Annotated in this window: 21 protein-coding genes and 2 tRNA genes; 15 read left to right on the top strand and 8 right to left on the bottom strand. The window is 30.4% G+C overall.

Translation table 11 applies throughout. From position 1 onward, the window contains the following. Positions 1 to 75: 75 nt before the first annotated feature. The gene (locus AC2TEO_RS14630) at positions 76 to 387 is read left to right on the top strand and encodes a hypothetical protein (protein WP_442265523.1); all 312 of its coding nucleotides are present in this window, start codon (positions 76 to 78) and stop codon (positions 385 to 387) included. Between the two features lie 27 nt (positions 388 to 414). Here the strand turns inward: AC2TEO_RS14630 and pafA are convergent, their stop codons facing one another. After that, entirely contained in the window at positions 415 to 2,067 is a 1,653-nt protein-coding gene (pafA, locus tag AC2TEO_RS14635; protein WP_442265524.1) for an alkaline phosphatase PafA, read from the bottom strand. Positions 2,068 to 2,211: 144 nt separating this feature from the next. Here pafA and AC2TEO_RS14640 point away from each other — a divergent pair, with 144 nt between their 5' ends. The 4 genes from AC2TEO_RS14640 (at position 2,212) to AC2TEO_RS14655 (ending at position 4,029) form a co-directional block, all read left to right on the top strand. Beyond that, complete coding sequence (locus tag AC2TEO_RS14640; protein ID WP_442265525.1) at positions 2,212 to 2,952, top strand: MlaE family ABC transporter permease; 741 nt, start codon at positions 2,212 to 2,214, stop codon at positions 2,950 to 2,952. 1 nt (position 2,953) lies between these two features. Next, the gene (locus tag AC2TEO_RS14645) at positions 2,954 to 3,718 is read left to right on the top strand and encodes an ABC transporter ATP-binding protein (RefSeq protein WP_442265526.1); all 765 of its coding nucleotides are present in this window, start codon (positions 2,954 to 2,956) and stop codon (positions 3,716 to 3,718) included. 114 nt (positions 3,719 to 3,832) lie between these two features. Next, a tRNA-Lys gene (locus AC2TEO_RS14650) sits at positions 3,833 to 3,905 on the top strand. Between the two features lie 41 nt (positions 3,906 to 3,946). Then, positions 3,947 to 4,029: transfer RNA gene (locus tag AC2TEO_RS14655), tRNA-Tyr, on the top strand. 127 nt (positions 4,030 to 4,156) lie between these two features. Here AC2TEO_RS14655 and AC2TEO_RS14660 read toward each other — a convergent pair. Genes AC2TEO_RS14660 through AC2TEO_RS14670 form a run of 3 tightly spaced genes read right to left on the bottom strand, consistent with a single transcriptional unit; the run spans position 4,157 to position 6,294 of the window. Then, positions 4,157 to 5,344, bottom strand: coding sequence for a sensor histidine kinase (locus tag AC2TEO_RS14660; protein WP_442265527.1), 1,188 nt, complete (start codon positions 5,342 to 5,344; stop codon positions 4,157 to 4,159). Next, positions 5,341 to 5,880, bottom strand: a complete 540-nt coding sequence (locus AC2TEO_RS14665) for a heme NO-binding domain-containing protein (protein WP_442265528.1) — start codon at positions 5,878 to 5,880, stop codon at positions 5,341 to 5,343. The genes AC2TEO_RS14660 and AC2TEO_RS14665 overlap by 4 nt, the downstream gene beginning before the upstream one ends. A gap of 3 nt (positions 5,881 to 5,883) precedes the next feature. Further along, positions 5,884 to 6,294, bottom strand: coding sequence for a response regulator (locus AC2TEO_RS14670; protein WP_442265529.1), 411 nt, complete (start codon positions 6,292 to 6,294; stop codon positions 5,884 to 5,886). Between the two features lie 210 nt (positions 6,295 to 6,504). Between AC2TEO_RS14670 and AC2TEO_RS14675 the strand changes: the two genes are divergently transcribed. Then, complete coding sequence (locus tag AC2TEO_RS14675; RefSeq protein WP_442265530.1) at positions 6,505 to 7,941, top strand: DUF389 domain-containing protein; 1,437 nt, start codon at positions 6,505 to 6,507, stop codon at positions 7,939 to 7,941. 55 nt (positions 7,942 to 7,996) lie between these two features. Here the strand turns inward: AC2TEO_RS14675 and AC2TEO_RS14680 are convergent, their stop codons facing one another. The 4 genes from AC2TEO_RS14680 to AC2TEO_RS14695 form a co-directional block, all read right to left on the bottom strand. Then, a complete protein-coding gene (locus AC2TEO_RS14680) occupies positions 7,997 to 8,623 on the bottom strand; it encodes a hypothetical protein (protein ID WP_442265531.1) in 627 nt (208 codons plus the stop codon). Positions 8,624 to 8,634: 11 nt separating this feature from the next. After that, positions 8,635 to 9,057, bottom strand: coding sequence for a DUF2141 domain-containing protein (locus AC2TEO_RS14685; protein WP_442265532.1), 423 nt, complete (start codon positions 9,055 to 9,057; stop codon positions 8,635 to 8,637). A 133-nt stretch (positions 9,058 to 9,190) separates the two neighbouring features. Beyond that, the gene (locus tag AC2TEO_RS14690; protein WP_442265533.1) at positions 9,191 to 11,347 is read right to left on the bottom strand and encodes a TonB-dependent receptor; all 2,157 of its coding nucleotides are present in this window, start codon (positions 11,345 to 11,347) and stop codon (positions 9,191 to 9,193) included. A 97-nt stretch (positions 11,348 to 11,444) separates the two neighbouring features. Next, positions 11,445 to 12,353: an AraC family transcriptional regulator gene (locus AC2TEO_RS14695; protein ID WP_442265534.1), complete on the bottom strand. Its 909-nt coding sequence runs from the start codon at positions 12,351 to 12,353 to the stop codon at positions 11,445 to 11,447. Between the two features lie 86 nt (positions 12,354 to 12,439). On the opposite strand from AC2TEO_RS14695, the gene pdxH reads away from it, so the two are divergent. The 9 genes from pdxH to AC2TEO_RS14740 all read left to right on the top strand — a co-directional run bounded on the left by pdxH (position 12,440) and on the right by AC2TEO_RS14740 (position 20,620). Next, on the top strand, positions 12,440 to 13,087 hold the full coding sequence (gene pdxH / locus AC2TEO_RS14700; RefSeq protein ID WP_442265535.1) for a pyridoxamine 5'-phosphate oxidase: 648 nt from the start codon (positions 12,440 to 12,442) through the stop codon (positions 13,085 to 13,087). Between the two features lie 30 nt (positions 13,088 to 13,117). Further along, positions 13,118 to 13,606 (top strand): SixA phosphatase family protein, encoded by a 489-nt coding sequence (locus AC2TEO_RS14705; protein WP_442265536.1) that lies wholly within the window; start codon positions 13,118 to 13,120, stop codon positions 13,604 to 13,606. A 12-nt stretch (positions 13,607 to 13,618) separates the two neighbouring features. Continuing rightward, positions 13,619 to 14,512 carry a Ppx/GppA phosphatase family protein gene (locus AC2TEO_RS14710; RefSeq protein WP_442265537.1) on the top strand — a complete coding sequence of 298 codons (894 nt, stop codon included), beginning with the start codon at positions 13,619 to 13,621 and terminating at the stop codon, positions 14,510 to 14,512. 119 nt (positions 14,513 to 14,631) lie between these two features. Further along, positions 14,632 to 16,719 carry an OmpA family protein gene (locus AC2TEO_RS14715; protein WP_442265538.1) on the top strand — a complete coding sequence of 696 codons (2,088 nt, stop codon included), beginning with the start codon at positions 14,632 to 14,634 and terminating at the stop codon, positions 16,717 to 16,719. A gap of 145 nt (positions 16,720 to 16,864) precedes the next feature. Beyond that, the gene (locus AC2TEO_RS14720) at positions 16,865 to 17,881 is read left to right on the top strand and encodes an XdhC family protein (RefSeq protein ID WP_442265539.1); all 1,017 of its coding nucleotides are present in this window, start codon (positions 16,865 to 16,867) and stop codon (positions 17,879 to 17,881) included. Between the two features lie 3 nt (positions 17,882 to 17,884). Further along, complete coding sequence (locus tag AC2TEO_RS14725; protein ID WP_442265540.1) at positions 17,885 to 18,463, top strand: nucleotidyltransferase family protein; 579 nt, start codon at positions 17,885 to 17,887, stop codon at positions 18,461 to 18,463. Continuing rightward, positions 18,460 to 19,632 (top strand): molybdopterin molybdotransferase MoeA, encoded by a 1,173-nt coding sequence (locus tag AC2TEO_RS14730; RefSeq protein ID WP_442265541.1) that lies wholly within the window; start codon positions 18,460 to 18,462, stop codon positions 19,630 to 19,632. Before AC2TEO_RS14725 ends, AC2TEO_RS14730 begins: the two co-directional genes overlap by 4 nt. A 3-nt stretch (positions 19,633 to 19,635) precedes the next feature. Further along, on the top strand, positions 19,636 to 20,382 hold the full coding sequence (locus AC2TEO_RS14735) for a sulfite exporter TauE/SafE family protein (protein ID WP_442265542.1): 747 nt from the start codon (positions 19,636 to 19,638) through the stop codon (positions 20,380 to 20,382). A 4-nt stretch (positions 20,383 to 20,386) separates the two neighbouring features. Next, positions 20,387 to 20,620: a MoaD/ThiS family protein gene (locus AC2TEO_RS14740; RefSeq protein ID WP_442265543.1), complete on the top strand. Its 234-nt coding sequence runs from the start codon at positions 20,387 to 20,389 to the stop codon at positions 20,618 to 20,620. Positions 20,621 to 20,628 lie beyond the last annotated feature (8 nt).

Here is a 20,628-nt window from a genome sequence, read left to right on the forward strand (position 1 = left end):
TTCTTGTGAGACTACTATTATAAGCATGCTGAATTGAATAATTAAAATTAAAACCAAGATTAAAAATTAATTATTATGACCTCAAAAATTAAAAACATACTTTTTCCTATATCAGTGCTGTTGATTTTAAGTATTCAGCAAATAAAAGCTCAAAAAATAACTAAAAGTAAAGAAATAGAGTATATAGAAGAAAATTCTATTAATGATCTAAGTACTATTAAAATTCCAGAAAAACAACATAAAAGACAAAAAACTAAAACTATTAAAACAGAAATTGAATTAAAAAGAATAGTGAAAAGAACAAAACGCTTGCGATATAGAAATAAAAGGAGAAAACCAAAAAAATGTTACATTCATACAGACGAAACATGTAAAACAAATAAATAAAAAAGAGCACCATTAGGTACTCTTTTTTTATTTTAATGCCTTGTGTATTATTTTTCCAGTTGATCCATTTGGGGATTCTATTTTTAATAGATTAGAAATTGTTGGCGCTATATCTATAATCTCATGATATTCTTTTGATTTACCTTTTAAAATTCCATTTCCGTAAAATATTATTGGAACATGAGTGTCATAAGAATAACCTGATCCATGAGTAGAACCTTTCTTAGAATATATAATTGTAGAAGGATTAGGAATTAATAATACATCACCAGAATATTTTTGATTATATCCGTTTTGTAAACTTCTTAAAATACCATTGTTAAATTGTGTGTTCTGTAAAGTTGTTGCAGTTATAGATTTATATATTCCATTGTAATTAATTACATTTTCACTAATTACTTCTGCTACTTTTTTTACAGTTAGGTTTTTCTTTTCAATATTTTCTTTATTAAGAAATATTTGAAAGTTTGATATGTTTTCAACAAAATCTTCAGCTTTAAAATATTTTTTAGTGATTTCATTCACATATTTTAAAAATTTAACACTGCTTAAATAATTAGCAGGGATTTTTACAGATTTTAAATAACTTGGAACTTGAACTGCGGCATGATCTGCGGTTAAAAAAATACTATAATTATTCTTTCCTATTTTTTCATCTAAAAAAATCAATAAACTTTCAAGTTCTTTATCTAGTCTTAAGTATGTGTCTTCTATTTCTTTAGAATCTACACCGAACTGATGTCCTACATAATCTGTAGAAGAATAACTAACAGTTAAAAAATCAGTATATTCATTTTGTCCTAAATTTTCTCCAATTATAGCGGCCTTAGCAAAATCTGTAGTTAAAGAGTTTCCTGCTGGAATTGCTTTAATGATACTGTAGTTATTGTTTTTGCTTCTTAAGTTAGGTATATCGTGAGGAAAAACAGGTCTGTCTTCACCTTTAAAAGTATTTTCAAATTCATTGTCATCAGCTATACTTTCAGTGTAAGTGTTAATATCGTATAAAGTTTTCCATGGTTCATTTAAATATGCATCTACTTTACCAGAAGAGTTAAAATCTAAAACCCATTTTGGTAATTTGTCCATGTAAAAACTAGAGCTTATCCATTCTCCTTTGCTACCACCATCAAACCAATAAGCAGCATTAGCTGTATGGCCAGCAGGTAAAATAGCAGAACGATCTTTAATTCCAATTCCAATGGTTTTACCTTTCATATTTTGAGCTAATCGTAATTGATCAGTAACAGTCGTAGTTAACATTCTATATGGAGATTTTTTTCCTCCATCCCCTTCATTACCTACAGTTTTATAATTGTTATCATCAACGCAATAAATTGATTTTTTTTCAAATTTATCATACCAATTATTTCCTATTATTCCATGATTATTTGGAGTTGTTCCTGTGTAAACAGAAGTATGACCAACTGCTGTATATGTTGGAATATAATTAAAATGAGCATTTTCTAAAGAAAATCCATTATTTATAAGTCGTTTAAAACCTCCATTTCCATATTTAGTATCAAATCTTGTTAAATAGTCGTATCGCATTTGATCAACAACAATACCAACAATTAACTTGTTTTTTTGAGTTATATTATCTTTTGATTTTTCTTTAGAAGTACAACTAAAAAGCACAATAGATAATGAAACAATAATAAGTTTTATGTAATATTTCATTGCTTTAATTTTGAATTTCAAAATTAAATAATTAGAAACTAAAAAAGTGTTTTTTATACAGTGATGTTAATGATTTTTTAATCTTATTCAAGAATTTATCCAAATGAATATTCTTTAGTACATTAGCAAAATAAATTGTAGTAGATGAATTATATCGAGCATGTGGGTAAGTATTTTATGATGCTGAGTCAAGTTTTTAGAGCACCACAAAAGTTTCGAGTTTTTTGGGAGTCTTTATTTCGAGAAATAGAGGAATTAGGTTTAAAATCTATAGGGATAATTGCATTTATATCTTTTTTTATTGGTGGAGTTATAGCTTTACAAACTGCTTTAAATATTAGTGATCCTTTAATTCCAAAAATGCTTATTGGTTTCGCAACTAAAAGATCTGTAATATTAGAATTTGCTCCAACATTTTGTTCTATCATTTTGGCGGGGAAAGTTGGGTCTTATATTACTTCAAGTATAGGAACTATGAGAGTTACTGAGCAAATTGATGCGCTGGAAATTATGGGAGTTAATTCTTTAAATTATTTAGTGTTACCAAAATTAATAGCTACGATCTTTTTTTACCCTTTTTTAGTTGTATTGGGTATGTTTTTAGCCATATTTGGAGGTTGGGTAGCTGGTAAGGCTACTAATATGTTTTTTGTAGAAGATTATATTGTTGGGATACAATTCGATTTTGATCCTTATTTGATTGTATATGCATTAATAAAAACAATAGTTTTTGCTTTTATTATCGCTACAGTTCCATCCTATCATGGATATTATGTTAAAGGAGGTTCTTTAGAGGTAGGAAAAGCAAGTACTCAATCTGTAGTTTGGACCATTGTTGTTATAGTGGTTTGTAATTATTTCTTAACTCAAATGTTGCTTACTTAATATGATTAAGGTTAATGATATACATAAAAGTTTTGGTGAAGCTGAGGTTTTAAAAGGAATTTCAACTTCTTTTGAACCTGGCATGACTAATTTAATAATAGGTCAGAGTGGAGCTGGAAAAACAGTTTTTCTAAAAAGTTTATTAGGACTTCATGTGCCTGAGAAAGGCACTATAGTATACAATGGTCAAGTTAATACAGAAATGACTATTGATGATAAGAGAGAGTTTAGGAAAGAGTTAGGAATGGTTTTTCAAGGAAGTGCTTTGTTTGACTCTTTAAATGTAGAGGAAAATGTGATGTTTCCATTAAAAATGTTTACTAAGCAATCTTTAAATGAAATGTTAGAGCGAGTAAATTTTGTGCTTAAGAGAGTTGATCTTGAAAATTCAAATATGAAATTTCCTGCTGAACTTTCTGGAGGAATGCAAAAGAGAGTTGCTATCGCAAGAGCAATAGTAATGAATCCAAAATATTTATTCTGTGATGAACCTAATTCAGGATTAGACCCAAGCACTTCTATACTTATTGATAACTTAATTAAAGAGATTACAGAAGAGTATCAGATAACAACGGTAATAAATACTCATGATATGAATTCTGTTATGGAAATTGGAGATAAGATTGTCTTTTTGAAAAACGGCTTGAAAGCATGGGAAGGAAGCAGTAAGGAGATTTTTAAAACAGATAATAAAGCTGTAGTGGATTTTGTTTATTCTTCTAATTTATTTAAGAAAGTTAGAGAAGCATATTTAAATAATGGGTAAATTACTGATAGATAGTGAGGTGGTGTTTTTATTGAAAAAAACATTTATTTTTTCTGAAAATATGTTTGGTAGAATTAAAAAAGCTTTATATATTTGCAACCGCTAAGAAAAAATGACCGGGTAGCTCAGTTGGTAGAGCATCTCCCTTTTAAGGAGAGGGTCCTGGGTTCGAGCCCCAGCCCGGTCACAATAAAGCTTCCTTGAGGGGGCTTTTTCTTTGAAAATTTTGGGGAGATTCCAGAGCGGCCAAATGGGACGGACTGTAACTCCGTTGTCTTTCGACTTCGCAGGTTCGAATCCTGCTCTCCCCACTACATTTATACTTTAATTAGGGGATTTTTATTAAGGGCGTTTAACTTGAGGGAGTTGGGCGTTTTTTTTGATTATAAAGCTCTTTTATTAGTGGGGTAATGAAAATTAAATTAAATGTAAGAATTATCATTTTGGTAATGAAACTATAAAAGTAGCCCCTTTTCCGTATTCAGATTCAACCCAAATTTTACCTTTATATAAAGCAATAATTTTTGTAACTATGGCTAAACCAATACCTGTTGAGTTGTGGTGGTCGTCTAGGGTTTGGAAAATATCAAAAATCTTTTTGTGATATTTTTCCTTTATTCCTTTACCGTTGTCTTGAATTCTAAATTCCCAATTTTCACTTTTGTCTTCGTAGCTTATAGTAACTAATCCGTTTTCTTTGTTGGCATATTTAACAGCATTACTAATTAAATTTTGAAAAAGTTGATGTATTCTAAATTTATCACCTCGAATAGTTGGAAGTTTCTTCGGAATATTAATTTTGACATGATCTGGGATGTGAATTGTATAAATAATATCACTTAAAACAAGATCTAAATCTACTTGTCTTTCAGATCTTTCAATTTTATCAACACCAGCATATTTCAGAATACCATTAATTAAATGGTCCATTTTATCAATTTTCTTAATTAATAATTTGAAGTTTTTTTCTATGTCTTCATTATTAATTAAATGACTTAGATCTTCATGAAGCCAAGTAACTAAAGCATTCATACTCCTTAACGGAGCTTTTAAATCATGAGAAACAACATGTGCAAAATCGTTAAGTTCTTTGTTGCTTATGGTTAAATGATTTAAAAGTTCTTCCCTTTCTTTTTGAACAATTAGGTCTTCTGTTATATCTCTAACAATTCCGTGTGCAAAAATAGGTTCATTTTTATCGTTATAAACTAAACTAGAATTTATTTCTATCCATCTTACTTCTTTGTTTTTATTATACACTCTTACCCTAAAGTTTCTAAAAGTGCCTTTTTCTAATAAAATGGCATAAGACTCCATGGCATACTCCATATCTTCTTTATATAGAGTATGAACAACATTAAAAGTGTCTGTATAACCGAAGAATTCTTGAGAAGCATTGTTCATTTTTAAAACATTACCATATAAATCCATTAATATATATGGATCTACGATCGTTTTAAAAAGACTTTCGAGATGAATTTCTTTTTCAGAAATGACGTTTCTTAAATTTTGATTAGTTTGATAAAGTTCTAAAGATTTGTCTTCAAGTATTTTTTCAGCAGCTTTTCTAGCTAGTTTTTCTCTATGAAGAGCTTTTTCTAAAAGTACTATTTTAGTGTCACTCATTTTTTTAAGATTTCAAAGCGTACTTCTGTACCATCTTCTTTAAGTAACTCATATTTAATATCGCAATCTAAACCATAATGTTTGAAGCTTTTTTCCATTAATCCATGAGCAAAAGTGTATAGAGATCTTGAAGAACGATAAATTAAGATTAATTTTTCGTCAGTTTGCTCTATAGTTTCGAATTCTGGTAATTCAGCATCAGGATATAATTTTCGTACCTGTACATGAATATGTTCTTCAATCGATGATAGTAATTTAATAGGGCATTTATAAGATTTTAAAATAACTCCGTAATTGTTTGCTAGTGCATCAAAAAAATGTAAACCATAAACTTTTAAAAGATCGTTTTTGGAGATTTTTGTAAGGTTACTTAAATTAGTAAGTAACGATACCATTTCGGTAAATTTATATGTGCCAACAGCTGTATAAATACCTTTGGATTCTAGTTCAGATTCATCAATAATTTGTTGAACTGTTTCGAGTCCAAATTTAGATTCTACTAAATCTAAGAATTCTGTAAAAACGATTCCTTTCATAATTTAACTGACTAATTCACTACTAGTCCAATAATCGAGCATAGTAGTAACGTTTTTGCTATAATCTTCGTAACGAATTGGTTTTAATATATAACCTGCTATACCAAGTTCATAACATCTTTTAAGATCCTGCATATTGTCAGAGCTGGAAAGAATAATAATTGGAATATATTTTAATCTTTCGTCAGATTTTAATATTTCCAAAAATTCAATTCCATTCATTTTTGGCATATTCAAATCTAAAAAAATGAGTTGAGATAATGAAGAACTTTTTAATTTCTCTAATGCATCTTCTCCATTTGTAGCTTCTATAACTTCAGTAATATGATTACTTTGCCTGCAAACACGGGAAAACTTCATTCTTTCTACTTCGTCATCATCAATAAATAATATGTTTAATTTTTTCATTATCATCAAGTAGTCTTAATTAATGCAGTCAAAATAGAAAAATGTATAAAAAATAGTTTTAGAATTTATTTAAGAAGGATTTAAGTTTAGATTATTGGTTAATTACTGTAGATGAATGTTTTTTTAAATTCATATAATCTCATAGGGTTAACTGTTGGATGTTTAGAAAAATAATTCATCTTTTTGTATCTTTCCACCAAAAAATAGAATGTAAGTATGGATGAAAATAAGCAAGAAGAAAATATAGATAAATCAAAGGAAGCTGTAAAAAAAGATGCAAAAGGTCTTTGGTCTAGTTTTAAAACGTTTCTGCATGAACTTTTAGATTTTAAACATGATACAGATCAGGAGGCTACAATTGAAGCGATCAAAGGAGATATTCCTTTTAAGGGAGCTACTGCTTGGATTTTAATTTGTTCAATTTTTGTAGCATCAATTGGTTTAAATGCAAACTCAACTGCAGTAGTAATCGGAGCCATGTTAATATCTCCGTTAATGGGGCCAATTTTAGGTGTAGGAATGTCGTTAGCTATAAATGACATTGATACACTAAAAAAATCGTTAATTAACTTAGCTACAATGATCGTGTTAAGTTTAATAACTGCTTTCTTTTTCTTTTTTATTTTTCCATTAAAAGAAGATACATCTGAATTAATGGGGCGTGTAAAGCCAGATATTCGTGATGTATTAATTGCGTTCTTTGGAGGATTAGCTTTAATTATTGCACGAACTAAAAAAGGAACGATCGCCTCGGTAATCTTTGGTGTGGCAATTGCTACAGCATTAATGCCTCCATTATGTACAGCAGGTTATGGTTTAGCTATTGGTAATATCGATTATTTCTTAGGAGCCATGTATTTATTTACGATTAATGCTATTTTTATTGCTTTAGCGACTTTTATTGTGTTAAAGTTGTTAGGGTTTACTATGATTCGTTATGTGAATTCTAAAAAGAGAAAACGTGTTGCTCAAATTGCTTCTTTAATAGCATTATTAGTAATGGTACCTGCTGTTATGACATTCTTAAAAGTGTATAAGGAAACTGTTTTAGATGCTAGTTTTAATAAATACATAAAGAAAGAAGTTACAGATAATGATAATTTATGGTTAAATGGAGAACCTAAAAAGGATGATGATTTAAAGGAAATTAGACTTAGATTTAATGGAGAAATAGCTCCTGCTGTAGAAACAAACTTAAAGCTGAAAGTTAAAGATTACGATAAAATTTCTGATTATGAAGTTTTTGTTATTGGAAATAAATCGAGAAGTATAGATGATATTTCTAAATCTTTAGAAAGAGCATATAATAACTTAGATCAGAAAGATTATGTTATTAATGGGTTGCAGGATAAGATAAAGGAATTGGAAAATGAAATTTCAGGATTAACGTCTACAATAGAAAAAGCAGATAAAAGTAGTATTCCTTTTAGTAAGATTGCTGGTGGAGCAAAGCTTAGATTTAATGATATTCAAGAAATTCGTTTTTCTAAAGTATTATCAACAAAAGATTTTATTAAAATCGATACACTTCCAGAAGCTACTGTGATTTGGAGTAGTAAATTGAAGAAAGACTATGTAGCTAAGAAGGAAATCGAATTAAAGAAATGGTTACAGAAAGAAATGAAATTAGATACTTTAATTCTTAAGAAATAAAAAAAAATAATATGTAATTAAAAAAGAGCATTCGTTAGAATGCTCTTTTTGGTTTTTATTTATCTTGATTACAATTTTTTAAAATTTCTTCGGCTCTTTCTTTTCCATATTTGGGATAGTATTTAGGTAGTTCTTCTTTTTCAAATAAGGCTAAGGCTTTTTCAACATCTTTACAATATGGATCTATAGGTTGACCGAAAAATTTTGCACTTCCCATGTCCCATTCAGCCTTTCCTAAAATAACTCTAGGATTTTTTGGAGCTAATTTTAGAGCTTCGTTATATAAAACTGCATTTTTACCAGATAAAGTCATTCCATATTTTTGTCCATCAAAAGCAATATAAGCTGTATTTAATAAAGCTTGATTAATCATGATTTCAGGATTTTTAGGAGAAATGCTTTTGGCGATATCTAAAAATTCTTGTGCTCTTTTTAATTTAGAGTTTAGTTTAGCTTCATCTTTTAAACCAAAACTTCCTAGTATTTCAATGGTTGCCACGTAGTAAGATGGTAACCATTCATTTTGTTCAGCTTTAGCGATTCTCTCAAATAATTGAGATGCTTGATCATTTTTATTCGCTCCCCAAAGTTCGAAAGCTTTTCGCATTCCTGTATCGTATTTCGATTGACTAAAAATTGAAACTGATACAGTTAATAAGAATAAAGTGATTATTTTTTTCATGATAAGCGTTTTTATTTTATCGTAATGGCTAAAGAAATATTTTTATCGACAGTGAATTGTGCATCTTTATATTTTGGAGGTCCAAAAAATCCTTTGGCATCATTAGAAATTCCTATAGGTTCTTTTGGAATACCAAATATTTTAGTGTCCATTTTTTTATTATCATTTTCATCATGAAAAGCAGAAATTGCATAATTTCCTGCTTTAATGTTTTTAAAAACAGCTGTAGCTTTCTTGTCACTTACTTTTACGATTTCACCTTTCATTGGAGTTTTTAAGAAAGTATCTTCAGAGTTATATAAAGCGATATATAAATCACCTTTGTCTGATTTCATTCCAGAAAAATCAATAGTAATAGAATATGTTTCTTGTGCTAAAATGCTTGAAAAAGTGCTTAACACGAATACGAAAAGGAGTAAAATAAGTCTTTGCATAGTTTTAAGATTTAAATTCATTTCAAATATCTTTCGATTTATTTTTATTTAATCAAAATTCTTACCGAGTTGTTATTTTTGGTTACCGAATTGTGATTTGATTATTGTTATTTATAGTTTGCTGATAATCATATTAAAGATTATCTAGTTGATTACTTTTATTATCATCACTAATAGACCAGAAAAATCCGATAAAAAAGAATTGATCTGCTGTAGGTCTTAATGCTTGTCTTTCAAAAGTTCCGTTTATGTTCGGTTGGTTACTGTAATTGTAGCCAAAAACGTTTTCTGTTCCTAAAACATTGTTCACAGAGAAGTATAATATCTTTTGTTGGCTAATTAAGTAAGCAGCGTTTAAACTTACGGAATTATAATTTTTAGTTTTTTCATTTAAAAAACCGGTTTTATTAGGGTTTGTATATGTTCTACCAGTTGCAAATCTATAAGAAATACCAAGTTGAGTTTTCCAAGAATCAACCCAATACTTACCAACTACAGAAGCATTGTGTGATGATGCAAAATTTGGAATTGCTTTAGTAGGAAAATTTCTATGATCTCTTTCCGTGTCTAAATAAGAGTACGATACCCAGTAATCTAAGTTTTTAATATTTTTATTATCTCTCCAAAAAACATCTATACCTTTTGCAAAACCATCTCCATTATTATCAAAATTAGAAGAAGGAGAAGCAAACTGATCGTCGACTTTAACTAAGTCATCATATTGTTTGTAGTAAGCTTCAATTCTAAATTGTTGCTTGTCTTTCATAAATTGATAGTTAGCAATGTAATGTGTCGCATTTTCAGGATTTAAATCGGTAGAAAATTTTAAATATTCACTTCTTGGATTCTGGTAAAACTTACCATAAGCAAAAGAGAATTGAGATTTAGCTCCTGATTTATAGGCTAATGAAGCTCTTGGAGAAAACGTCATTTGATCAGAAAACTCATTGTTTTCGGCTCTAAGTCCAACTTTAGCTGCTAGTTTTTTAGAAAAGAAAATATCTGTTTCCGCAAATGTTCCAAAAATATTATTATTGAATCCGTAGTTAAAAGAGTTGGTGTTATTTAATGTAAATTTTTCTTTAAAGTTTGTGATAAAATATTCTGAACCAAAGTTTACTTTTATTCGACTAGAAAAACGCTTAGAAACTTTTATTTTAAAGTGAGCAGAATTTTCCTGATCATCTATCAGATTATCTTGCAAAGTAAAATCAGTATTTTCATTAGTATAACTCATTCCTCCAGAAATAGACCATCTGCTTCCTAAACGTTGTTTGTATGAACCATTAAAGTAAAGGTTGGTGTTTTGTAAAGCAAAATTGAAACCGTTAGCGAAGTTAATATCCTCCTGAATCACATCTAAATTAGAGTAGTTAAAAGCACTATAAAGTTTTAATAATCCATCTTCATTTGGTTGATAACGATATACCATTTCACCACTTGCACCTTCAAAAGGTTTATTCCATTCTTCTCTTCCTGGAAATGCAATTTGATAAGGAGCTAAGTTGATATAAGAAGTGTTTATACTGAAAGAGTTTTTACCCCAAATTTGAGTGTTTCCAATTCCAGCACCAACTGTCATTAATTGGATTTCAGTTTTTTCTTGATCTGGTTGATCAATAGTGTTTAAAGTAAGTACGCTCGATAGCGCTTGTCCGTATTCGGCAGAATAACCACCAGTAGAAAAAGTCATTCCTTTAAAAAGAAAAGGAGAAAAACGTCCTCTGGTTGGAACATTACTAGATGTTGGGACAAAAGGGTTAAAAACTCGAATTCCATCAATAAACATTTGAGTTTCATTTGCGTCACCACCTCGAACAAATAATCGACCATCTTCGTCATTGGCTGAGGTTCCAGGTAATGTTTGAAAAGCTCCAACTACATCACCTAAAGCACTTGCTGTGGTAACAATATCCAAAGGTTTTAAAGCTACAGCTCTTGCTTTTTCTCCAGCATCAAAACTTCCTGCATTAATTACAACTGCATCTAAAGTGTTAACATCTTCTCTAAGTTTTATTACTAAATTATTTAGTTTACTTAACAAGGCTGTTTTATAAAAAGTTTCAAAAGAGATAAATGAAACTATTATGGTTTGTGTTCCTTCTTCAGAAGTTGTAAAGCTATATTTTCCATTTTCATCTGTAGAAGCTCCGTCGTAAGTTCCCTCTAAATATACATTTGCTCCAGGAATTGGATTTCCTTTAGTGTCTATAACTTTACCAGAAATTTCTACTTGAGCAAAAGTTACAAAGCTCATTAAAAGAGAAAAAATAAATAGTTTGGTTTTCATGTCGTTTTTTTATTTGATGACACAAAGGTGTGTTTGTCTTCTTTTTTTTCATAAAAAGAAATACTGAATTGTGAAAAAAATAAGCTGAACTGTTTTTTTAAAGTACAGGAATATAAATAGTGGTATTACATTTTTTTTGAGGATGCGTATTAAAGTCGTTATGATAAATGTCAAAAGGATTTAATTCACTGTTAATTTTATATCCTTTATTAAAAATCCAAACGAAAATACCTTCCCACATGTTAGGAAGTTCATCTATTCCTAATTCAAAATTAGCTTTAATATATTTTCCTGAAGGAATAGTACGAGTGTTTATATCAGTTGTATCAATATTAATTCCATTTAGACTAATACATGCACTAACTTTTAGCTTATCAGGTTCAGTGATTTTTGGGCTATCATGGTAAATTGACATAATTTGATGTTCTCCATTCATTAAGTTTCTAGGGTAAGCCCATTGAAGTAGTTTTTGAAATGCAATACCTAAATTTTCAAAAGGTCCTATGTGTGGAATATAAGCTACATCAATGTCGTTAATGAAAACAGTATCTATTTTTTTTGCGTTACTATCAATAAATTGTAAATGTTCATTCATGTTACAAATGTATTGTTCCAGTTGAGTTTCTATTTTACCATTCTTGCTTTCTGTTTTGCAAATCTTGCTAAATCTACTCGAACTACTTTCTTGAAATTGTTTAGGACTCATCCCATAAAACTTTTTGAAAGTTCTAGAGAATGAAGATATTGTGCTAAAACCTGAAGAAAAAGCAATTTCAGAAATACTTTTGTCCGGTTTGTGAAGCAAATAATCGGTAGATTTTTCAATACGCTTTCTAACAATAAAATTATTAAAAGTCTCGCCTGTTATAGCTTTAAAAATACGATGAAAATGAAAAGGAGAAAAATGAGCTTTAGTGGCGACATCTTCTAACAAAAGTTTAGCGTTACTATTTTCTTCTATGTATTGAATAGCTTTATAAATTCTAACCGCAATATTGTTATTCATACCTTTTATTTTCAGATGAACAAATGTATACTATTTATAAAGAACTCGCATTTATATTGTATTTTTACAAAGCTAAAAAAATACAAATGTCACAAGATTTAAGCGATTACAGAAAGTCGTATGAGAGATCAGAATTGTTAGAATCTAATTGTCCAGAAAATCCTATAGAACTGTTTAGAGATTGGTTTTTAGTAGCAAATGATTCTGAATTAGTAGATGAAGCTAATGCAATGAGTATTGCGTCAATCGGTTTAGATGGTTTTCCAAAAACTAGAGTTGTTCTATTAAAAAAATATACATATGAAGGTTTTATTTTTTATACCAATTATAATTCTGAAAAAGGAAAGGCAATAGCAGAAAATGGAAATGTTTGTTTATCGTTTTTTTGGGCAGGATTAGAACGACAGATTATTATAAAAGGTACTGCAGAAAAAGTCGCAGAGAATTTGTCTGATGGATATTTTGAGTCAAGACCAGATGGAAGTAAATTAGGAGCTTGGGCATCTAATCAGAGTGAAGTGGTTGCTGACAGAAAAGTGTTGTCAGATAGCCTTGCTGAATTTGAAGAGAAGTTTAAAAACAAAGAAATACCAAGGCCAGAGCATTGGGGAGGTTTTATAGTGAAGCCAGTTTCAATAGAGTTTTGGCAAGGACGTCCTAACAGACTTCACGATAGAATTCGTTACGAATTACAAAAAGATTTTAACTGGAAGCTTGAACGTTTAGCTCCGTAATACTATATTTGAACATTCTTTTTTAGTTGAATGAAAACAATTTACATAGTTCGTCATGCTAAATCATCGTGGAAATATACAAGTGTAAAAGACCACGATAGACCGCTAAAAGAAAGAGGAATTAATGATGCTCATTTAGTTTCTAAATATTTAGCGAAAAATATTCAAAGGCCAGATGTGTTTATTTCTAGTAGTGCAAATAGAGCATTACAAACAGGAATAATTTTTTGTGAAAACTTTGGTTATCCCATGGCTAATTTAAAAATTAGTAAGCAATTGTATAGTTTTAGTGATGGTTATCTTGTGAAAACAGTAAAAGCATTAGATGATAGTTTTGATAGTGCAATTATCTTTAGTCACGATCATGGTATAAATACTTTTGTGAATAAGTTTGGAAGTAAGCCTATAGCTCATGTAACTACTTGTGGGGTAGTTGGTATTCAGTTTAAAGAAAAACATTGGAAAAATATTAAAAAAGGAACCACAGTTCTTGTTGAGTTTCCTAAATATCATAAATAAAACGAATCACTTTTGAAGATAAGGAAATACGCCGCCATAGATATAGGTTCGAATGCAGTAAGGTTGCTGGTAGCGAATGTAATAGAAGATAAAAAGAAAGAACCTAAATTTAAAAAATCATCTTTAGTAAGAGTTCCTATTCGTTTAGGAGCGGATGCTTTTGTTGATGGAAGTATCTCTGATAATAACATCGATCGAATGATAGACGCCATGAAAGCTTTTAAATTATTAATGAAGGTTCATGGTGTTGAAAAGTATAAAGCGTGTGCAACTTCAGCAATGCGAGAAGCTTCTAATAGTGAAGAAATAGTTGAAAAGATTTTTAGAAAAACAGGTGTTGAAATAGATGTAATTAATGGTGCTAAAGAAGCTGCAATTATCTCTTCAACAGATTTAAAACATCTAATAAATTCTGATGAAACTTATTTGTATGTAGATGTTGGTGGAGGTAGTACAGAGCTTACTATTTTCTCTGAAGGCAAAATTATTAATTCTAAATCATTTAAAATTGGTACTGTTCGTTTAATAAACAATTCAAAAGAAAAAAATAAAAAAATATTTGGCAAAGTAGAAGAATGGATTACTAAAAACACAGCAGAATATAAAAGGATTTCTTTAATTGGTTCCGGTGGAAACATCAATAAGATTTTTAAAATGTCTGGATTAGATGCTGGTAGACCAATATCATATATTTATTTAAATGCGCAATTTGAATACTTAAAAAAAATGTCCTATGAGGATAGAATTTCTGAATTAAGTTTAAATCCCGATCGCGCAGATGTAATTGTACCGGCCACAAAAATTTATCTTTCTGCAATGAAATGGAGTGGTGCGAGAAGAATTTTTGTTCCTAAAATAGGGTTGTCTGATGGTATTGTTAAGAGTTTGTATTTTAATAAATTATAAAACATTTTAACATCTCTTTAACACTGATAAAATTTGTTTATATTTGTTAGGCATGTGACCTTTCCCCCGAAAAAGTGTCACAAAAAAGCTAAGTAATCAAAAAACAAATTTTATCCATTATGAAAAGACTTATGTTATCTGGTGCTTTAATAGCAATCGGATTTACGGTATCTGCTCAGGATCTACCAACGAATGCAGAACCAGGAAAGTGTTACGTTCGATGTAAAACTCCTGAAGTTTGGAAAAACGAAGATGTAACAATTGAAGTAGCGCCAGCTTATAAAAGAATTGTTACCTATCCTGCAAAGTATAAAACTATAACAGAAAGGGTGTTAGTAGATGAAGGAGGAGAAAAACTAGTTGTAGTACCTGCGAAATATGAAACACAAAATTTTACAGTAGTAACTAAAGAAGCTTCTAAACGTTTAGAAAAAACTTTAGGAAGGCCATCAGTAGAGAATGTTTCTGTTGTAACAAAAGAAGCGTCTAAGCGATTAGAAGTAGTTCCAGCAAAATATGAAATGCGTGATGTGGTTGTTACTGTTAAAGAAGGGTACAAAAGATTAATCAATGTACCAGCTAAGTTTGAAGTTCGCGATGAGGTGATAACAGTAAAAGAAGCTAGTCAGCGTTTGGAGGTAACACCTGCTAAGATGAAAACAATTACAGAAGAAGTTGTTGTAAAAGAGGCTAGCCAACGTTTAGTAACTATTCCGGCAAAATATGAAATGCGTGATGTTACTGTAGTTGTAAAAGAGGCTTCTCAAAGAGTAGAGATTATTCCAGCAAAATACGAAATGCGTGATGTTACAGTTGTTGTAAAAGAAGCTAGCCAACGTTTAGAGGTTGTACCAGCTACTTTTGGTACTGAAACAGTTTCTTATAAGAAAAGAGAATATGGAAATAAATTAAGAGTTGTACCTGCTTCTTTTTCAAGAGATAGTGAAGTAATTGAAGTTAGAGCTAAGTCGGCTAAATGGCAAATGAGTGAAAGAGCTCCTGATTGTACTTCTTCAGACCCTAATGATTGTCGTTATTGGTGTTACAAGGAAGTACCTGCTCAATTTACAACAGTAGATAAAACCATTTTATCTGCAGATGCTTCTGTAATTACAACGCCTGAATGTGATGAAAGTACTACTCCAGGTGGATGTGGAAATGCAACTTATGTGAAACGAGTAATGAAAACTCCACCAAGTACTAGAACAATAGATATTCCAGAAGTAACTAAAGTTGTAAAGAAAAGAGTAATGGTTACTCCACCAACTACTAGAACAATAGATATTCCAGAAGTAACAGAAATAGTAAAGAAGAGAGTGATGGTAACGCCTCCAGCCACTAGAGTTGTTGAAATTCCTGAGGTAAAAGAAACTATTAAAAGAACGGTTGTAGATGTTCCTGCTTCTACAAGGTTAGTTGATATTCCAGCGGTTACAAAAGTAGTTAAAAAAACAGTAATGGTTACTCCGCCAACTACAAGAGAGGTAGAAGTACCTGCAATTACTAAAGTGGTTAAGAAGAGGGTAATGGTAACACCACCAAGTACTAGATCTATTGAAATTCCTGAAGTTACAACTACGGTTAAAAAAACAATTCCTGCAGTTCAAGGAACTAGAGAGATTGAAATTCCTGAAGTTACAACTACATTAAAGAAAACGGTTATGGCAACTCCTCCTACAACGAGAACTGTTAAAATCGACCCTAAATATGCTTCTATAAAGAAAACTTTATTGGAGAGAGATGCTTATTCTGAAGAAAAGCCTGTTGAAGCTAAATATAAGACAGTAACTAAAGAAGTGTTGGTTTCTAAAGGAGGTTTAACCACTTGGAAAGAAGTAGAATGTAAATTAGTAAATAATACACCATTACCTATTAATTGGAATTTAGGAAGTGCTATATTAACCTCTGGGGCAAAAAGAATTATTGATGCTCGTTTATTACCAATCTTAAAAGACGGAGTAGCTGTAGCAATAGAATCTCATACAGATGCTAGAGGATCAAAAACAAGTAACCAATCTTTATCAGAAAGAAGAGCGCAAGCAGTAGTTAATTATTTAGTTTCTAAAGGGATTAACCCAAGTAAGTTAACTGCTAATGGTTACGGAGAAGCTAGATTAACAAACAGATGTAAAGACGGAGTTTCTTGTACAGAACGTGAGCATGCAGCAAACAGAAGAACTACATTTAGAGTTATTGATCAAAAATAATCAATAGATCTAACATAAATATCTAACAAAAATCAAGGAAGCCCGAGCGAAAGCTTGGGCTTTTTATTTTAATTTAAAGAGTTAAATAAATGTTGAAATATTTAACAGTTATGTTTAAGTGATTTTTTATTGTTAAATTAACATCATGACACATGAATTTGTAGATATAGTAAAACAAGCCGTACTTCATCAAGAAAAAGGATTGAAAAATGTATTAGCAACTGTAGTTCATTTAGAAGGTTCCTCTTACAGAAAACCTGGTGTTCGAATGCTGATTTGTGAAGATGGAAAAATGGTTGGAGCAGTTAGTGGAGGTTGTGTAGAAAAGGAAGTAAAGCTAAGAGCGCAGTCTGTTTTTAAAGATGGAATTGCTAAAGTTATTACCTACGATGGACGATATCGTTTGGGGTGTGAAGGTATCTTGTATATTTTAATTGAGCCTTTTTATGTTTCAAATGATTTTATCAATGATTTTGAAAAAAGCTTATCGGATAGAGAAGAGTTTACCATTCATTCTTCTTTTGTAGCTGAAGATGATGTTAAAGGAGATTACGGAAGTAATATTGCTTTTCAAAATGATAAACAATATACGTTTAATGAAAAACTGGAGTTCTCAAATGATTTACAAAAGTTTTCTCAGAAACTAAAACCACTAACAAAATTATTAATTATTGGAGGAGAACACGATGCTGTAAAATTAACATCAGTATCTAGTTTATTAGGTTGGGAAGTTGATGTGATTACTTCAATTAAAGATCCAAAATCAAAAACTGATTTTCCTGAAGCAAATAAAGTAACCGCAAGCACTCCAGAAATCGTTGATTTAAATATAGATTCCGATACTGTTGTAGTGCTAATGACTCACAATTACGTTCAAGATTTAAAATATTTATTGAAGATTATAAATTTCAATCCGATGTATATTGGGATTTTAGGTTCTACAAAAAGAAGAGATCAGTTAGAAAATGATTTGTTTCATTACAAAGAAGATGTGTCGGAAGAATTATTAGATAAAATTTATAGCCCAGCAGGATTGCATATTGGAGCAATAACACCAGAAGAAATTGCAGTTTCAATTGTTGCTGAGATTTTATCAGTAATTCGAAAAAAAGAACCGTATTCTTTACGAAAAATAAAAGGGAAAATCCATCTTCAGAAGTAAGATATGAAAATAGCAATGCTAATTTTAGCAGCAGGAAAAGCTTCTCGCATGGGAAGTATAAAACAATTACTTCCGTATAAAAATAGCTCAATACTAGGAGCAGTTTTAGAAAGCGGTATAAAGGTTTTTAATTCAAAAGATATTTATGTTGTTTTAGGAGCAAATGCTCGAAAAATAAAAGAAAACTTACCAAAATACACAGTAAACTTTATAATTAACGATGAGTTTACTTCAGGATTAAGTTCTAGTATTTATTCAGGAGTAAAAGAACTTTCAAATTACGATGCTATTTTAATCGCTTTAGGAGATCAACCTAAAATTGATGTTACCTACATCAAGGAAATGGTAACTTTGTATCAGCAAAATAAAGAATTTATTGTTGCTTCTAGATATGATGGCTTCAATGGTGTGCCAGCAATTTTTTCTAAAAGATTCTATCCTAAACTCTTAAATTTAACTGGTGATAAAGGCGCAAAACAATTGTTAAATTCTGAGTTAAATTTTATAAAAACTGTAGCTTCTTCAGGAAAATTACTCGATATTGATACACCTGAAGATTACCAAAAATTAATCAATCCATGATTTCAGTTTCTGAAGCAATTCAACATATAGAAAATTACTGTCAGCCCAATAAAATTATAGAGAAACCAATACAAGAAGTGTTAGGTTTAGTTTTAGCAGAATCTATAGTTTCTCCAATTAATATGCCGCCATTCAAGCAGTCTTCTATGGATGGATATGCATTTATTCACAATGAAATATCAAGTTTTACTGTAGTTGGCGAAGTTCAGGCGGGCGATTCAAAAAATGTAGTGCTACAAGAAGGTGAAGCTGTACGAATTTTTACAGGAGCTAGAGTTCCTGATCAAGCCGATACTGTTGTAATGCAAGAGCATACAAGTGTTGAAGGTGATCAACTAACAATTAATAAATTACCTGTAAAATTTTCTAACGTAAGACCTTTGGGAGAACAAATTAAAACAGGAGCAATAGCTTTAGAAAAAGGAACAGTTTTAAACGAAGCGGCAATTGGATTCATCGCTGGTTTAGGGTTAAGTACAGTAAAAGTTTATCAGAAACCTAAAATTAGTATTTTAATAACAGGAAACGAGTTAAAAGCTGTTGGAGGAGTCTTAGAAGAAGGCCAAGTGTATGATAGTAATTCGATTACTTTAAAATTAGCTTTACATAGATTAGGGATTGATGAAGTTGAAGTTGTAAAGGTTGAAGATACATTCGAAGCAACAAAAATAGCAATTAAAAATCAGTTAGATTTTGCTGATATTATTTTAGTTTCAGGCGGAATTTCTGTTGGAGATTATGATTTTGTAAAACGTGGTTTGGAAGAGAATAATGTGTCGGAAGTTTTTTATAAGGTAAATCAAAAACCAGGTAAACCTTTGTGGTTCGGTCAAAAAGATGAGAAATTAATTTTTGCTTTGCCAGGAAATCCTGCTTCTAGTTTAAGCTGTTTTTATTCTTATGTGCTTCCGGTAATAAAAGCACAATTAGGGTATAAAAATTATCATTTACCAAGAAGTATAGCTAAAGCAACAAGTGATATTAAAAACGCTTTTGGTAAAACTTTATTCTTAAAAGGAATAATAGAAAACGAACAGGCAACGCAATTAACAGGTCAAGCATCTTCAATGTTAAAATCTTTTGCTGTCGCAAATGGTTTATTAATCGTTCCAGAAGATGTACAAGAAATAAAAAAAGGAGAAGAAATTACATACATAAAACTTAGTTAATCGATGGAGGTATTACAGCTAGAAGTATTAGTTCCATTTTTATTAATTCTCGTTGTAGTTGCTTTTTTATATGCAAGTGTCGGGCATGGAGGAGCAAGTGGGTATTTAGCATTAATGGCTTTATTTACTTTTCCGGTTTTATTTATGAAACCGATAGCTTTAGTGCTCAATATTTTTGTTTCTGGAGTATCGTTTTGGTTTTTCAGGAAGCATCAACATTTTAAGTGGAAGTTGTTTTATCCGTTTGCGATTAGTTCAATTCCAGCAGCTTTTATTGGTGGTTATATTTCTGTGAATGCTGGTTTTTATAAAAAAATACTAGGTTTTTTTCTGGTTTTCGCAATTCTTAAGATGTTGAATGTATTTGGAGGTGAAAAGGAAGAACTAAAAGAGAATAATTTAGTAATTTCACTATTAATAGGAGCTTGTATCGGACTTTTTTCAGGAATGATTGGTATTGGAGGAGGTATAATTTTAAGTCCGGTTATTGTGCTTTTGGCTTGGGGAAATATGAAACAAGCAGCTGCAGTTTCAGCTTTATTTATTTTTGTGAATTCAATTTCAGGATTAATAGGTTTTACCATAAATGAAGGAATAGTTCCGTTAGAGGTTTTATACTTTATTCCGGTGGCATTAATTGGTGGAAGTTTAGGTGCTATTTATGGAAGTAAAAAGTATTCTATGAATACGTTAAAGTATGTATTAGCAGGGGTGTTAACAATAGCAGCTGTAAAATTATTTTTAGTGTAAGAAAATGAATGTTATTTATTTTGGAAAAATAGCTGATGTGTCAAATAAATCGTCAGAAAATATTAGTTTGAAGGAGAATTCAATAGCTAGTTTAATTGATTTTTTACAAGAAAAATATCAGTTAGAATTAGATGATATGCAAATTGCTGTTAATCATAATTTAGTTTCAAAATCTGATGAATTGATGTTGAAAGAAACAGATGAGGTAGCAATTTTATCAGCTTTTGCAGGAGGTTAAAATATTGT

The sequence above is a fragment of the Tenacibaculum aquaeponti genome, assembly GCF_057221555.1.

Bases quoted from the DNA above. Each gene is read 5' to 3' on its own strand.
- AC2TEO_RS14630 (WP_442265523.1), top strand. From the start codon at position 76: ATGACCTCAAAAATTAAAAACATACTTTTTCCTATATCAGTGCTGTTG.
- pafA (WP_442265524.1), bottom strand. From the start codon at position 2,067: ATGAAATATTACATAAAACTTATTATTGTTTCATTATCTATTGTGCTT.
- AC2TEO_RS14640 (WP_442265525.1), top strand. From the start codon at position 2,212: ATGAATTATATCGAGCATGTGGGTAAGTATTTTATGATGCTGAGTCAA.
- AC2TEO_RS14645 (WP_442265526.1), top strand. From the start codon at position 2,954: ATGATTAAGGTTAATGATATACATAAAAGTTTTGGTGAAGCTGAGGTT.
- AC2TEO_RS14660 (WP_442265527.1), bottom strand. From the start codon at position 5,344: ATGAGTGACACTAAAATAGTACTTTTAGAAAAAGCTCTTCATAGAGAA.
- AC2TEO_RS14665 (WP_442265528.1), bottom strand. From the start codon at position 5,880: ATGAAAGGAATCGTTTTTACAGAATTCTTAGATTTAGTAGAATCTAAA.
- AC2TEO_RS14670 (WP_442265529.1), bottom strand. From the start codon at position 6,294: ATGATAATGAAAAAATTAAACATATTATTTATTGATGATGACGAAGTA.
- AC2TEO_RS14675 (WP_442265530.1), top strand. From the start codon at position 6,505: ATGGATGAAAATAAGCAAGAAGAAAATATAGATAAATCAAAGGAAGCT.
- AC2TEO_RS14680 (WP_442265531.1), bottom strand. From the start codon at position 8,623: ATGAAAAAAATAATCACTTTATTCTTATTAACTGTATCAGTTTCAATT.
- AC2TEO_RS14685 (WP_442265532.1), bottom strand. From the start codon at position 9,057: ATGCAAAGACTTATTTTACTCCTTTTCGTATTCGTGTTAAGCACTTTT.
- AC2TEO_RS14690 (WP_442265533.1), bottom strand. From the start codon at position 11,347: ATGAAAACCAAACTATTTATTTTTTCTCTTTTAATGAGCTTTGTAACT.
- AC2TEO_RS14695 (WP_442265534.1), bottom strand. From the start codon at position 12,353: ATGAATAACAATATTGCGGTTAGAATTTATAAAGCTATTCAATACATA.
- pdxH (WP_442265535.1), top strand. From the start codon at position 12,440: ATGTCACAAGATTTAAGCGATTACAGAAAGTCGTATGAGAGATCAGAA.
- AC2TEO_RS14705 (WP_442265536.1), top strand. From the start codon at position 13,118: ATGAAAACAATTTACATAGTTCGTCATGCTAAATCATCGTGGAAATAT.
- AC2TEO_RS14715 (WP_442265538.1), top strand. From the start codon at position 14,632: ATGAAAAGACTTATGTTATCTGGTGCTTTAATAGCAATCGGATTTACG.
- AC2TEO_RS14720 (WP_442265539.1), top strand. From the start codon at position 16,865: ATGACACATGAATTTGTAGATATAGTAAAACAAGCCGTACTTCATCAA.
- AC2TEO_RS14725 (WP_442265540.1), top strand. From the start codon at position 17,885: ATGAAAATAGCAATGCTAATTTTAGCAGCAGGAAAAGCTTCTCGCATG.
- AC2TEO_RS14730 (WP_442265541.1), top strand. From the start codon at position 18,460: ATGATTTCAGTTTCTGAAGCAATTCAACATATAGAAAATTACTGTCAG.
- AC2TEO_RS14735 (WP_442265542.1), top strand. From the start codon at position 19,636: ATGGAGGTATTACAGCTAGAAGTATTAGTTCCATTTTTATTAATTCTC.
- AC2TEO_RS14740 (WP_442265543.1), top strand. From the start codon at position 20,387: ATGAATGTTATTTATTTTGGAAAAATAGCTGATGTGTCAAATAAATCG.